14 protein-coding genes are annotated in these 14,289 nt (G+C 53.5%); 8 read left to right on the forward strand and 6 right to left on the reverse strand.

Annotated features, from left to right (window positions below; genetic code table 11):
• Positions 1-56: 56 nt before the first annotated feature.
• From WFP70_RS00070 to yeiP, 5 genes are all read right to left on the reverse strand, one after another.
• Entirely contained in the window at positions 57-1,622 is a 1,566-nt protein-coding gene (locus WFP70_RS00070; RefSeq protein ID WP_337022289.1) for a cyclic di-GMP phosphodiesterase, read from the reverse strand.
• A 298-nt stretch (positions 1,623-1,920) separates the two neighbouring features.
• Positions 1,921-2,496: a bifunctional murein DD-endopeptidase/murein LD-carboxypeptidase gene (gene mepS, locus WFP70_RS00075; RefSeq protein WP_034824970.1), complete on the reverse strand. Its 576-nt coding sequence runs from the start codon at positions 2,494-2,496 to the stop codon at positions 1,921-1,923.
• A 516-nt stretch (positions 2,497-3,012) separates the two neighbouring features.
• Positions 3,013-3,720 carry a phosphatase PAP2 family protein gene (locus tag WFP70_RS00080; protein ID WP_337022290.1) on the reverse strand — a complete coding sequence of 236 codons (708 nt, stop codon included), beginning with the start codon at positions 3,718-3,720 and terminating at the stop codon, positions 3,013-3,015.
• 45 nt (positions 3,721-3,765) lie between these two features.
• The gene (locus WFP70_RS00085) at positions 3,766-4,740 is read right to left on the reverse strand and encodes a CobW family GTP-binding protein (protein WP_097116605.1); all 975 of its coding nucleotides are present in this window, start codon (positions 4,738-4,740) and stop codon (positions 3,766-3,768) included.
• Positions 4,741-4,835: 95 nt separating this feature from the next.
• Positions 4,836-5,408: an elongation factor P-like protein YeiP gene (yeiP, locus tag WFP70_RS00090; protein ID WP_034824964.1), complete on the reverse strand. Its 573-nt coding sequence runs from the start codon at positions 5,406-5,408 to the stop codon at positions 4,836-4,838.
• Positions 5,409-5,557: 149 nt separating this feature from the next.
• Between yeiP and WFP70_RS00095 the strand changes: the two genes are divergently transcribed.
• The 4 genes from WFP70_RS00095 to fruA all read left to right on the forward strand — a co-directional run bounded on the left by WFP70_RS00095 (position 5,558) and on the right by fruA (position 9,865).
• Positions 5,558-5,812, forward strand: coding sequence for a YkgJ family cysteine cluster protein (locus WFP70_RS00095; RefSeq protein WP_097116606.1), 255 nt, complete (start codon positions 5,558-5,560; stop codon positions 5,810-5,812).
• 276 nt (positions 5,813-6,088) lie between these two features.
• A complete protein-coding gene (gene fruB, locus WFP70_RS00100) occupies positions 6,089-7,219 on the forward strand; it encodes a fused PTS fructose transporter subunit IIA/HPr protein (RefSeq protein ID WP_337022291.1) in 1,131 nt (376 codons plus the stop codon).
• A complete protein-coding gene (gene fruK, locus WFP70_RS00105; RefSeq protein WP_038645831.1) occupies positions 7,216-8,154 on the forward strand; it encodes a 1-phosphofructokinase in 939 nt (312 codons plus the stop codon). The genes fruB and fruK overlap by 4 nt, the downstream gene beginning before the upstream one ends.
• A gap of 16 nt (positions 8,155-8,170) precedes the next feature.
• On the forward strand, positions 8,171-9,865 hold the full coding sequence (gene fruA / locus WFP70_RS00110; protein ID WP_034824956.1) for a PTS fructose transporter subunit IIBC: 1,695 nt from the start codon (positions 8,171-8,173) through the stop codon (positions 9,863-9,865).
• Positions 9,866-9,916: 51 nt separating this feature from the next.
• On the opposite strand, the gene nfo is transcribed toward fruA, so the two are convergent.
• Positions 9,917-10,762, reverse strand: a complete 846-nt coding sequence (nfo, locus tag WFP70_RS00115; protein ID WP_337022292.1) for a deoxyribonuclease IV — start codon at positions 10,760-10,762, stop codon at positions 9,917-9,919.
• A 205-nt stretch (positions 10,763-10,967) separates the two neighbouring features.
• On the opposite strand from nfo, the gene WFP70_RS00120 reads away from it, so the two are divergent.
• The 4 genes from WFP70_RS00120 (at position 10,968) to WFP70_RS00135 (ending at position 14,287) form a co-directional block, all read left to right on the forward strand.
• Positions 10,968-11,309 carry a hypothetical protein gene (locus tag WFP70_RS00120; protein ID WP_337022293.1) on the forward strand — a complete coding sequence of 114 codons (342 nt, stop codon included), beginning with the start codon at positions 10,968-10,970 and terminating at the stop codon, positions 11,307-11,309.
• 120 nt (positions 11,310-11,429) lie between these two features.
• On the forward strand, positions 11,430-11,807 hold the full coding sequence (locus WFP70_RS00125) for a YkvA family protein (RefSeq protein WP_034824950.1): 378 nt from the start codon (positions 11,430-11,432) through the stop codon (positions 11,805-11,807).
• Positions 11,808-11,816: 9 nt separating this feature from the next.
• Positions 11,817-12,683: a DNA-binding transcriptional regulator YeiE gene (gene yieE / locus WFP70_RS00130; RefSeq protein WP_034824948.1), complete on the forward strand. Its 867-nt coding sequence runs from the start codon at positions 11,817-11,819 to the stop codon at positions 12,681-12,683.
• A gap of 137 nt (positions 12,684-12,820) precedes the next feature.
• Positions 12,821-14,287, forward strand: a complete 1,467-nt coding sequence (locus tag WFP70_RS00135; RefSeq protein ID WP_034824946.1) for an amino acid permease — start codon at positions 12,821-12,823, stop codon at positions 14,285-14,287.
• The last annotated feature ends 2 nt before the right edge of the window (positions 14,288-14,289 follow it).

Here is a 14,289-nt window from a genome sequence, read left to right on the forward strand (position 1 = left end):
GCTCTCCTTAAATAATCCGCACTGAATGGTAGCAGTTTCGTGACGATAGCGTGACGTTAACCGAGTGCTGCCTGACGTTGGTAATAACTAATCAGGTTTTCCGGACGCAGCGGGCGGCTGAATAAATATCCCTGCAGATGTGTCACCCCACGGTTCACCAGCCACGCTGCCTGATCGCCGGTTTCAACACCTTCTGCCACGGTTTTGAGATTGAGCTTCTTCGCCAGCAGCAATACCGCGTCCAGTACCGGTGAGGTCACCGTTTCGGTACCAATACTCTGTACAAAACCGCGATCGATTTTGAGGTAATCAAACGGATAGCGTTCAAGATAGATCAATGCGCTGTGGCCAGTGCCGAAGTCATCAATGGCAATTTTAATATCCTGCTCATGCAGCCAGGCAAAAATCTCGCCAGCATTTCTTTCGCCCACCATGGTGCGTTCGGTGATTTCAAAAACATAGTTGAAGTGGTCTTTTGGCATGTCGGCAATCCACTCCTGCACATGCTGACGAAAACTTTCTGATGCGAGATGCAGAGGGGAAAGGTTCAGGCTCATACGCGTGCCGCGCGGCAGTTGCTGGCAGAGGAACTTCGCATCGCGTGCCACCAGCTTAAACAAATGCTGAGTCAGGGGAATAATCAGATTTTGCGCTTCGGCGTTGCTAATAAAGGCATCGGGGGGAATCATTCCCTCGGTGGGATGTGTCCAGCGCAGTAGTGCTTCAACGCCATACGGTTGCCCATCGTGGGCGGTGACCAGGGGCTGATATTCAACATGAAACTGACCACGTTTAATGCCCTGCATAATCTCTTTGCCAGGACGCTGATACAGCGTCAGCAGCAGCCAGCTACCCGCACTTATAAACAGGGCTGAAAGGAGGCCGGTCAGCAGGATCAGATGATAATCGCGTTGCGCCAGCGTCGTACCGTACAGCACGAAGCGCATGCCATTATCTTTAAAACTCATTTCTTTCAAGGCTGGTGGTAAATCGTGGATGTTCACCACCTGATTCTTGCCACTCAGCAGGGCTTTATCGCCAATCACCAACGCCATACCGGTGATTTCGGGATGATAAGAAGCCAGCAACTGATAAGGCGTCAGGCTGATATTCATGGTGGCGAGAATGCCGGTCTCAGCTGAGCCTGGATTCTTCATCCACAACGCCAGCGCCGGTTTGGTTGGCAAGAGGGGCGTGCCTTCCAGTAAGCGTAAATCGCGATCGCGCTCCAGTTCCGATTGTGGCGAAATATCATTCGCAGGCAGCAGAAAGGCGCCGGTAGCAGATGAACAATAGGCATTACTGTTACGTACCAGCAAAATCGCGCGGATATTGCCGGCAAAGGCGGCACGTGAAGTGAGTTCGCGGCTGACGCTACTGCATTCAAGCTGGGTGTATTGTTGCAATGGATAAAGGGTATCCACCAGGGTCGACATCACCTGTTGTAGATCGTCGCGGCTATGGATCAGCAACTGTTCATGTTGTTGTACTCGTTTTTGCCAGGTGAGCGTCAGCAGTACGATGACAAACAACAGAAAGAACACACTGCCGATGATCGCACTACTCCAGGCGATACGGCGCGAATAGGTTGCATGACGTTTTAACGTCCCCGACAGTGGCATGGAGTGCATTCCCCTTTATGGCGCCATTATTATTATGTAAATCGTGCACTACTGCTCGCTGGTGTCTGGCGTAAAACATTGCATCAGGACGGGTTTTTTCAGCCGACGAAGACGCAACAATTTGCTGCCAGTAAGCAAACGAGAATATAACGAGGACGCGCGAAAAGTCTCGTTATATTTCTGATTCTCAATTACTTTTTATCTATCGGATTTGCGTTAAGAAACGGCAGGCGAAAAAAAACGCTGCCTGGGCAGCGTTTTCTGATTCTCTGGCTGAGAGGATCTTCAAAAGGATACGTTAGCTAGGGTTTTTAGCTAAAACCCTGCGGGCTTCACGGTAACGCGTTTTCCAGTAACTATCGTTTAAACTGGAGATCATCACACCACTGCTGGTGGACGCGTGAACGAAGTTATCGTTACCCAGATAGATGCCAACGTGTCGTCCGGTAGAACCGGCACGGAACAGGACTAAATCACCCGGGCGCAGTTTGCCGCGAGAAATCTCTTTGCCCGTATCCTGCTGTTCTGACGTTGAACGGGGTAAATCTAAACCGAACTGCTCGCGAAAGGTGCGCTGAACAAAAGCAGAACAATCAATGCCGCGTTTGGTGTCGCCGCCTAAGCGATAACGAACACCTTTCCAGTCACTGTACTGTTCCATGATGCGGGACTTAACGTCCACATTCTGCACCATTTGTTCAAATTCGTCCTGAGACGCTTGAAGTAAAAAACCATTCTGGTTGTTAACTTCATGATTCTCGTTATTCGCGTTCTGACCGTTATGCGTACTACTACATGCCGATAAGAGTGTTGCTAATGCTACTGCGGGAAGGATCCGCCTGAGGTATCTCAGTATTGGTTGAGACTTGACCATTATACGTGTGTTCCTTTGAAGTCCTTACGACACAATGTCGCCAGCCAGATGACAAAACGGGTTTGAGATTAATAAGAGCTAAGGCTTAAGACAATTCCTTAATTACTAAAATGTGTTAATGAACACATTTTTGTTGCATAAGGCACCGAATTTTATGCTGCACTCTAAGTAATCGCGTTTGAGGTTAACCGATTACAGACCGCGTGGCGAGTGCTTTTATATAAATTTTTATAGCTTTTATTGATGTGAAATCAATCCGTAACACAATGGTTACTTTATCAACGATTGGTAGCGATTTAATAGCCAATAAGGCGGGTTTTCAGGGGCTAATTCCGGCGCTAGGGCTGATTTTGAGAGGCTTCTGGCTGGACAAGCCAGGAAAAAGGCGATTGTTACGCGTTTTGCATCATAATGTTTTCTTTTAATAGAAAAACGTTAGCCTGCTAATAATGTATTTCTGAATTCGATAAGCGCGGATGATCGACTTTTCTGCTTAATGTCATCCGCGCTTAACAATTATGTGCGTGGCTTATATTTCCCTGGCAGGGTGCGATTGAGCCAATTTACCAGTTTGTCACTGAGTGGGGTTAATAAGCACCAGCTCAATCCCACCAGAATCACCGACATCGATCCCACCGCAATATCCGTAAACCAGTGAGAACCCGCCATCACGCGCGGCAGGGCAAACACCACCACAATCACTAATCCCATCAGGAAGGCGCGGAAGCCGAAATAACGCCACATAAAGCAGGCAAAAATAATCAGCATCATGCCGTGATCGCCCGGGAAGCTATTGCTGGAGGCATCTTTCGCCGGAATCCCTGTCAGTTCACTCACGCGATGCACGTTGTCAAAGAACAGCGTTGGGCTGGCGTGTTGCACAGGAATCAAATGACCTAGTTGATTGAGCACCACGGCGGTGAGCAGCATGGTGATACCAATGGCCAGCATGCGGCGGCGGCCCTGTGGCGTTTCACGACGCCAGAACCACAGATACAGCAGACCCATCGCCAGCAGCGATACCGCATCAAAGCCACGGTAATTGGTGATCGCCACCAGCAAAGCGAAACCGTGGTGATCCACCATCTTATCGTTAAAGCTAAAGAAGATGGCTTTATCAATACCAAACCAGAAACCATGGTCTGGCGGCAGATACCACGAGAAGAACAGCATGATCCCCAATGCATTCAGCAGCAGGATGGTGATTAAACGAGACGCGCGCATAAAAAATAGACTCAAAAAGAAAAATAACGGGGCAACCTAACGCAGCTAATTTAAACGAATCTTCAACAAGGTTGATTGCAAAACGTTCCAGTCCACAGATTGGTGGTGGATTAACTCGATACGGCTGTCCGGCGGTGTGGTGGGGCGCGTTTCCATAAAGAAGTCGTCACCCTGACGATTAATGTTCACCAGACCGTCTGGTGTGCGCAGTACACCTTTGACGCGATCCACCGGTGCAAGCCGCGCCCACTCTAGCGCCGGGATGGTATCGAACACCGTATCACCATCAAAAATCCAGCCACAGGAAGCATAGCCCTGGCCTTCATTTAATGCACGGCGCCAACGTGCGGAACCCTCAAGTTTCAGTGCTGCCAGTCCTTTTGGACGTGAAGTATGATGATGATGGGCCGCTTCAGGAACCGCACGATCCGTCAACGCGGGCTGGCTGAGCAGGGCGGGGTCGACTTTACCCCAGGCCGACTCGACCAGTTGGCGATCGCCCAGGTTGTCCTGTTGCCACTGCTGCAAGCGCTGACGATCTTCCTCGCTCCAGCGATCGCTCTTATTGGCGACGATAATATCGGCGGCGGTCAGTTGATCGCGGAAGTTTTCATTCTCGACGACGCGCGTGTCGGCTAACTGGCGCGCATCAAGCAGCGTGATGGTGGCATCAACCTGAATCCAGGGTTGATACACAGCGGCGCGCAGCATATCCAGCAGTTGTTTAGGGTGGCCAAGGCCGGTGGGTTCGATAATCAGACGATCGGGCTTATTTTGCTTTAACAGCATATTGAGTCCGACCTGCAGCGGCAGGCCGTTCACACAACACATGCAACCGCCAGGAATTTCCTTCAGCGTGGCACCCCGATCGGCGAGCAATGCGCCGTCGATGCCTACTTCGCCAAACTCGTTGACCAGAATCGCCCAATTCTCATTGGCCGGTTTGTGGGCTAACAGATGCAGCAGGGTCGTGGTTTTGCCGCTGCCGAGAAATCCGGTGATTACATTAACGCGCGTCATTACAGGCTCCATTTTCAGGCGCGCGGACAACATACCCGGCGCGCACGACGTTGTTATACTATAACAACCTTCAGCGGCCGGATAAAATCGTGCGGTTAGTCCGCGCGACTCATATAGCGGCGTTCAGCCACGTGAATACGGATGCGATCGCCATTGCTCAGGTATTCCGGTACCTGGATCGACAAGCCGGTGCTCATGCCCGCGGGTTTGGTGCGTGCGCTGGCGGAAGCGCCTTTAATGCCCGGTGAAGTATCGACAATTTCCATATCCACCGTCTGTGGCAGTTCCAGCGCCAGCACCTGACCTTCCATGGTTAATACCTGGATGCCAGGAATGCCGCCTTCAGGGATGAACAACAGCTCTTCTTCAATCTGATCTTTCTTGAAGCTATAGGGCGTGTAATCTTCATCATCCATAAACACGTACTCGTCACCGTCTATATAAGAGAAGGTCACGGCGCGACGGCTAAGCTGAATGGCATCGATAATATCGTCACCCTTGAAGCGCTCTTCCACTTTCAGGCCAGTGCGCACGTCGGTAAAACGCATCTTATAGAGGGTGGCAGCACCGCGTGCGCTTGGGCTCTGGACATCAATGTCCTTTACCAGCAACAGTTTGCCGTTCCAGGTAACAGCCATTCCTTTTTTGATTTCATTTGCCTTTGGCATGGGGATAACTCGCTGTGAAAAGGTTAATGCGCGCCACGTTACTCGCGCCGTGAAAAACAGGCAAGGGAGGCAGTGTAAAATTGTTGTCCGCGCATGGCATTCCCGTCATCAGCCTGCTATTGTCGCGACGAAATCCTCAGGAGCGCATGATGTATTGTCGTGACCAGTGCGGTGCCTGTTGCACAGCCCCCTCAATCTCTTCCCCGATTCCCGGCATGCCCCAGGGCAAACCGGCGAATACCCGCTGCGTTCAGCTGGATGACAATCAGCGCTGCAAAATTTTTGGTTCTCCGCTGCGTCCCGCAGTCTGTGCGGGTTTACAGCCCAGCGCAGAGATGTGCGGCAGCAGTCGCGAAGCCGCGATGACCTTCCTGTTACAACTCGAAGCAGATACCGCGCCTTAAATTGCTGACGCGGTGCTGAAGAATTTGCCTTATGTGACCCATGCGTTACAGCAATGACGTCAGCCGTACAGGCCTGAAAAATCTTAAATCCGATCTGAAGTGTGCGGAACATCAAAAATCTGCTACGCCGATCGCGCATTTTCTTGCCTGCTTTCTCATGCTGTACCATATTCCCTGAAACGTTTCAGCGTTGTCTTCTCGGTAAGCCCCGAGAAGTACAGCGTAATTTTTCGCCATTAAGCTGAAACGATTCAATTTCAGCAAGCGAGGAGAAATATGTTCCAGCTCGACGTTCAGGCCATCCATACCGGTGCCCGTGCACAAAATAAAGAAGAGGCTATCCGTCAGGTTGCCGCTGCGTTAACCGCAGCCGGTAATGTGTCGGAAGGCTACGTTAACGGCATGCTGGCGCGCGAACAGCAGACCACCACTTTCCTGGGTAATGGTATTGCCATTCCGCATGGCACCACCGATACGCGCGATATGGTGCTGAAGACCGGCGTACAGGTTTATCAGTTCCCGCAGGGCGTGGAGTGGGGTGACGGGCAAACGGCTTATGTCGCCATCGGTATCGCGGCAAAATCAGATGAACATCTTGCGCTGCTGCGCCAGCTGACTCACGTATTAAGCGATGACAGCATTGCTGAGCAGTTGAAAACCGCCTCAGCCGAAGATCTCCGTGCCATCCTGATGGGTGAAAAGCAGGCGGCTGAGTTCAAATTCGATACCTCGCTGATTGCGGTTGACGTTGCAGCCAACGATCTCATCACCTTGCAGGCGCTGAACGCTGGACGTTTACAGGCAGCAGGAGCTGTTGAAGCGGCGTTTGTGGCGGATGCGGTTTCGCGTACGCCGCTGAGCCTCGGACAGGGCATCTGGCTGAGTGACAGCGCCAATGGCAACCTTGGTAGCGCCATTGCAGTCAGCCGTACCGCCACGCCATTCGTGCATCAGGGCGAAAATGTGGCGCTGCTGTTGACCGTGGCCGCCACTGACGATCGTCCGCTGGAAGTGCTGGGTTATCTGAGCAATCTGCTGCTGAGCAACAAAGCTGAACGTCTGCTGAAAGCCGACGCGGCAGGCATCCTCGCGCTGCTGACCAGTGAAGTGGACGAAAGCGCGGATCAACTGGTGGCTGAATTTACTATCCGCAACGAGCACGGACTGCACGCACGTCCGGGTACTGCGCTGGTTACGGTCATTAAACAGTTCAACAGTGACATCACCGTCACCAACCTTGACGGCAGCGGCAAACCGGCCAACGGACGCAGCCTGATGAAAGTTGTCGCGCTGGGCGTGAAAAAAGGCCATCGCCTGCGCTTTACCGCAAGCGGTGAAGATGCACAGCAGGCGCTGAATGCCATCGAAGAGGCCATCAATTCTGGCCTGGGCGAGGGGGTCGCATGAGCCGCCGCGTTGCCACGATCACATTGAATCCCGCTTACGATCTGGTGGGCTATACGCCAGAAATCGAACGTGGCGAAGTTAACCTGGTGAAAACCACCGGTCTGCACGCGGCGGGTAAAGGCATCAACGTTGCCAAAGTGCTGAAAGACCTGGGTATCGACGTCACCGTCGGTGGATTCCTCGGCAAAGAGAACCAGGATGGCTTCCAGCAGCTGTTTAGCGAGCTGGGTATCGCCAACCGTTTTCAGGTGGTGCAGGGCCGTACCCGCATCAACGTCAAGCTGACGGAAAAAGACGGTGAAGTCACCGACCTGAATTTCTCTGGCTTTAACGTCACCGCGCAGGACTGGGATCGCTTCACTGCCGATTCACTGACCTGGCTGGGACAGTTCGACATGGTATGCGTCAGCGGCAGCTTGCCCGCGGGCGTGGCACCCGAAGCGTTCACCAAATGGATGAGCGATCTGCGCACCCTGTGTCCGTGCATTATTTTCGACAGCAGTCGTGAAGCGCTGGTGGCGGGGCTGAAAGCCGCGCCATGGCTGGTGAAGCCGAACCGTCGTGAACTGGAAATCTGGGCCGACCGCAAACTGCCAACCTTGCAGGATGTGATTGAAGCCGCGCATGAACTGCGTGAGCAGGGCATTGCCCATGTGGTGATTTCCCTTGGTGCGGAAGGCGCACTGTGGGTCAACGCCTCTGGCGAATGGATTGCCAAACCACCAGCCTGTGAAGTGGTCAGCACCGTAGGCGCGGGAGATTCAATGGTCGGCGGCCTGATTTACGGGCTGCTGATGCGTGAATCCAGCGAGCATACTTTGCGGCTGGCTACCGCAGTGGCTGCGATGGCGGTGAGCCAGAGCAACGTTGGTGTGACCGATCGTACCCAGTTGGCCGCGATGATGGCGCGCGTCGACTTACAACCCGTTAACTAACAGCAGGAGAGCGATAATGAAAACGCTGCTGATAAAAGATTCTTCACTGGGACTGGCATCAGGACATCTGGCTTTAGAACGTCTGCGCGCAACCGCAGCACAGGCTGGCCTGACGCTGACTGACAACGCGGCCGATGCTGAACTGGTATTGGTTGCTGGCCATGCTGTGCCGAACGATGCACAACTGGCAGGCAAATCCGTGGCGCTGGTGGATGTGCAGCAGGCGCTGCGCGATCCGCTGGCGGCTATTAATCAGGCTAAAGCCAGTGCCAAAGTCTGGCAATCGGCTACGGCGGTTGCTGCACCGGCTGCCGCTCAGAGCACCGGTCAGAAACGCATTGTCGCGGTTACCGCTTGTCCAACCGGCGTAGCGCACACCTTTATGGCGGCTGAGGCGATTCAGGCAGAAGCCACTAAACGCGGCTGGTGGGTGAAAGTCGAAACCCGCGGTTCCGTGGGTGCAGGCAATGCCATCACCCCTGAAGAGGTGGCGGCGGCCGATCTGGTGATCGTGGCGGCGGATATCGATGTGGACCTGGCGAAGTTCGCAGGCAAGCCGATGTACCGCACCTCAACCAGCCTGGCGCTGAAGAAAACCGCGCAGGAACTGGATAAAGCGCAGGTTGAAGCCAAAACCTATCAACCGAGCGGCAACGCGTCTGCCAGCACGCAAAGCGACAGCAAAGAGAAAGCCGGTGCTTATCGTCACCTGCTGACCGGCGTGTCCTACATGCTGCCGATGGTTGTAGCGGGAGGTTTGAGCATCGCGCTCTCCTTTGCCTTTGGTATCACCGCATTTAAAGAGCAGGGCACCTTAGCGGCTGCGCTGATGCAGATTGGTGGCGGCAGTGCCTTCGCGTTGATGGTACCGGTACTGGCAGGCTTTATTGCTTTCTCGATTGCCGACCGTCCGGGTCTGACTCCGGGTCTGATTGGCGGTATGATCGCCACCAGCATTAACGCCGGTTTCCTTGGCGGTATCATCGCTGGCTTCATTGCCGGTTACGCCGCGAAGATGCTGAGCAGCAAAGTTAAACTGCCGCAAAGTATGGAAGCGTTAAAACCGATCCTGATCATTCCGCTGGTAGCGAGTTTAATTACCGGCCTGCTGATGATTTACGTGGTGGGTAAACCTGTTGCGGGCATCATGAGCGGTCTGACGCACTGGCTGGCGAACATGGGCACCGCCAATGCGGTACTGCTGGGCGCGATCCTTGGTGGCATGATGTGTACCGACATGGGTGGTCCGGTAAACAAAGTGGCGTACGCCTTCGGTGTCGGCCTGCTGAGTTCGCAAACCTATGCGCCGATGGCCGCGATCATGGCCGCCGGTATGGTGCCACCGTTAGCGATGGGCCTGGCAACAATTGTTGCACGTCGTAAGTTCAACAAAGGTCAGCAGGAAGGGGGCAAAGCGGCATTGGTGCTCGGCTTGTGCTTCATCTCTGAAGGTGCAATTCCGTTTGCGGCGCGTGACCCTATGCGTGTGCTGCCTTGCTGCATCGTCGGCGGTGCAATCACTGGCGCGGTATCCATGTTGGTTGGCGCGAAACTGATGGCACCTCACGGTGGTCTGTTTGTACTGCTGATTCCAGGTGCAATCACCCCGGTGCTGGGTTATCTGATGTCGATTGTGATTGGTACCGCAGTGGCTGGCCTCGGTTACGCGATTCTGAAACGTCCGGAAGAAGAGCTGGCGAAAGCCGCGTAATTTTCACGGGATAAGAAAAAGGGAGCTGCGGCTCCCTTTTTGCTGTCTGTTTTACGCCTGTTGTTCCGACTTCAGCCACGCAATCTCATCTTTCCAGATATCCGGATTGATGGTTTCCAGAATCATCGGGATGCCATCAAAGCGCTTATCCTTCATCAGCCAGCTAAACACCGTCCTGCCAATGTTGCCTTCACCTAAGCTGTGGTGGCGATCCACACGGCTGCCGAGCGTGCTTTTGGCGTCATTCAGGTGCATGCCGCGCAGGAACTGGAAACCAACGATGCGTTCAAATTCCGCGAAGGTCTCCACGCAGGCTTCTTCAGTACGCAGATCGTAACCGCCGGCAAATGCATGACAGGTATCGATACACACCCCAACGCGAGATTTATCTTCGACGTGCTCGATAATGGTGGCGAGGTGTTCGAAACGGAAGCCAAGATTGCTGCCCTGACCGGCGGTATTCTCAATCACTGCCACCACGTTCTGGGTCTTATCCAGCGCGATATTGATCGATTCGGCGATGCGCTTCAGGCACGCCTCTTCTTCAATTTGCTTCAAATGGCTGCCAGGGTGGAAATTCAGCAATGTCAGCCCCAATTGCTCGGCGCGCTGCATCTCATCCAGAAACGCCTCTCGGGATTTCTCCAGCGCATCCATCACCGGATGGCCAAGGTTAATCAGGTAGCTGTCATGCGGCAAAATCTGCGCGGAAGTGAAGTTGTATTTCTCGCAGGCGGTTTTGAAGGCATCAATCACTTCACCTGAAAGCGGGGCGGCTTTCCACTGGCGCTGATTTTTAGTGAACAGCGCAAAGGCTGTGGCTTCGAGTTCATGGGCACGGATAACTGCCTGGTCTACGCCGCCTGATGCACTGACGTGTGCGCCGATATATTTCATGCCGCTCTCCTGGTTGGCGATTGCTGCTGCAAAGGGCACATCATAGCGGATGCGCTACCGCCATGAAATGTTGCATCGCTCGTGGGGAGAAAAACGGCACGGGTAAACACTTATCCAAAATATCAACACACCTACCAAAGTTAGCAGGTGCGTTTTTTTTCTGGCTAACTATAGTTTAACAAATTAGAAACTTTTAACTATAACCATGAAAACAGCTTATAGAAGTACTTTGGATACCGCTTTACAGCATGAAAAATTCAACGTAATCCATAAATTAACTTTAGGTAAAACCAATGCAGTGACCCTTTTTTATAATGGTCATGGCGCAGTCGGCTTCACGCTCGCCGTGCCCGATAGCGACAACTCGCTGGTCCATTTTTATCGTTATGGGGTCAATAACAGCGATCCGAAAAAGTTGTACCGCTCTGAATGCCTCTATTCCCGCCGGGAAAACTTTGGCTATCAGGACTGGTTGATTCGCACCATTACCGATGAGTTCACGGCCTGTGACACAGAACTGGAAGAACTGATCGGTATGAAAGCCTGACACACACTCCGCCGCCAATCTCCTGGCGGCTGCTTGCCTGCGTATATACCTGACTGGTTTAAAAGTTAAATTGGTAATATATTGTCCATTGACCAGTATAACTAATAAGGAAGAGTCGGGATGTTAAAGCGCTTGCGCCGCTGGGCACGCTTAATTAAACGCGATGTGCTCACGCTGTGGTTTGCCTGCCGCGATCCGCGTACCCCCTGGTGGTTTAAGCTGCTGGCATTTGGCATTGTCGCCTATGCACTCAGCCCCATCGATCTCATTCCTGATTTCATTCCCATTATCGGCTTACTCGACGACGCCATTATCGTCCCGCTGGGTGTGATCATCCTGCTGCGTTTGCTTCCGCGTGAAATTCGCATCAGCAGTGCAGAACGGGCTGATGTCCAGCGGGCACGCGGCAAAAAGATTGTCAGCTGGGCAGGATTCTTCCTGACGGTGATCGTCTGGTTAGCGGTGGTGGCTTATCTTGTGAAGCGTTACGCAATGTGAGGAGGGCGCATGCATATCACGCTGCGTCAGATTGAAGTCTTTACCGAAGTGTTGAAAAGCGGTTCAACCACCCAGGCCTCGCAGGTACTGGCACTGTCGCAGTCTGCGGTCAGTGCGGCGTTGGCCGATTTGGAAAACCAGCTCGGGGTGCAACTGTTTGATCGTGTCGGCAAACGACTGGCCCTGAACGAGCATGGTCGTTTGCTCTATCCACGCGCGGTCGGATTGCTGGAACAGGCCGGTGAGATTGAACAGCTGTTTAAAGAGGATAATGGCGCCATTCGTCTGTTTGCCAGTAGCACCATCGGCAACTATCTGCTGCCGGGGATGATCGCCGCCTATCGTCGTGACTTCCCCACGCTGCCGCTCGAACTGAGCGTCGGCAACAGCCAGGATGCGATTAACGCAGTAGCAGATTTCCGTGTGGATATCGGACTGATTGAAGGGCCGTGTCACGAGCCGGATATCGTTAGCGAAGCATGGCTGGAAGATGAACTGGTGGTGTTTGCCGCGCCTGATGCTGAGATCCTGCAACAGCCGATTACGCTGGCATCACTGGCGGCCGCCCCCTGGATCCTGCGTGAGCGCGGTTCGGGCACGCGTGAAATTGTCGATTACCTGCTGTTGTCTCACCTGCCGCAGTTTCAACTCGGCATGGAGCTGGGCAATTCTGAGGCAATCAAACATGCGGTGCGTCACGGCATGGGCATCAGCTGTTTATCGCGCCGGGTGATCAGCGATCTGCTGGAGGCGGGCACGCTGGTGGAAGTGGCTGTGCCCTTACCACGCCTGACGCGCACGCTGTATCGCATTCATCATCGGCAGAAGCATTTGTCGAAAGCGCTAAGTCGATTTCTCTCCTATTGCCGCGAGTAATCGCGGCTGTCATAACGTAAACGGCTAATAATTTCGCGCCGATTATGAAGGTAACTAATAACCCGACGTGAATGCTATACAGCCTGGGGTTAGCTGCTACAATCGCGCCTTATTTTTATCCAGCATAGCGTTTACACATGCATAATGACTCAAAAACAACACAACAACCTGGGCTGCGCCGTGAATTAAAAGCGCGCCATCTCACCATGATCGCCATCGGCGGTTCCATTGGCACCGGCCTGTTTGTCGCCTCGGGTGCCACCATTTCTCAGGCAGGTCCCGGTGGCGCATTACTCTCTTACGCGCTGATTGGCCTGATGGTTTATTTCCTGATGACCAGCCTCGGCGAACTGGCGGCGTTTATGCCGGTTTCTGGCTCCTTCGCCACCTACGGCTCTAAATACGTTGAAGAAGGCTTTGGCTTCGCGCTCGGCTGGAACTACTGGTACAACTGGGCGGTCACCATCGCCGTTGATCTCGTCGCCTCGCAACTGGTGATGAACTACTGGTTCCCGGATACGCCGGGCTGGATCTGGAGCGCGCTGTTCCTTGGTCTGATGTTCCTGCTTAACTACATTTCCGTCAAAGGCTTCGGCGAAGCGGAATACTGGTTCTCGCTGATCAAAGTTGCTACCGTCATCATCTTTATCGTGGTGGGTGTGCTGATGATCGTCGGCATTATGCGCGGTGCAGAAAACGCCGGCTGGCATAACTGGACCGTGGGCGACGCACCTTTTGCCGGCGGTTTTGCCGCGATGATTGGCGTGGCGATGATTGTCGGCTTCTCGTTCCAGGGTACAGAGTTGATCGGCATCGCAGCCGGTGAATCACAGGATCCCGCGAAAAATATTCCACGTGCCGTGCGTCAGGTGTTCTGGCGTATTCTGCTGTTCTATATCTTTGCGATTCTGATTATCAGCCTGATTTTGCCGTACACCGATCCGAAACTGCTGCATAACGATGTCACTGATATCGCCATCAGCCCGTTCACGCTGGTGTTCCAGAATGCCGGATTACTGTCGGCAGCGGCGGTAATGAACGCGGTGATCCTGACGGCGGTGCTGTCAGCGGGTAACTCAGGCATGTACGCTTCAACGCGCATGCTGTTTAACCTGGCGCAGGAAGGCAAAGCCCCGCGTATTTTTGCCAAACTGTCGAAAGGCGGTGTGCCACGCAATGCTCTGATTGCCACCACCGTGGTGGCGGGTTTGTGCTTCCTGAGCTCGAAGTTCGGCAACCAGGAAGTGTATCTGTGGCTGCTGAATACCTCAGGCATGACCGGCTTTATCGCCTGGCTCGGTATTGCGATTAGCCACTACCGCTTCCGTCGTGGCTACGTGGCGCAAGGGCATGATTTAGCGGCTCTGCCATACCGTTCCGGCTTCTTCCCGCTGGGTCCGATTTTCGCCTTCGTGCTGTGCCTGATTATTACACTGGGTCAGAACTACCAGGCGTTTCTGGCGGATCGTATTGACTGGTATGGCGTGGCGGCGACCTACATCGGCATTCCGCTGTTCCTGCTGATTTGGCTCGGTTACAAGCTGGCACGCGGCTCGCGCTTCGTGAAATACAGCGAAATGGAATTCCCAACGTTTAAAGAGTAATG

It is taken from the genome of Pantoea sp. USMM079 (assembly GCF_037153115.1).
Classification (GTDB): domain Bacteria; phylum Pseudomonadota; class Gammaproteobacteria; order Enterobacterales; family Enterobacteriaceae; genus Pantoea; species Pantoea communis.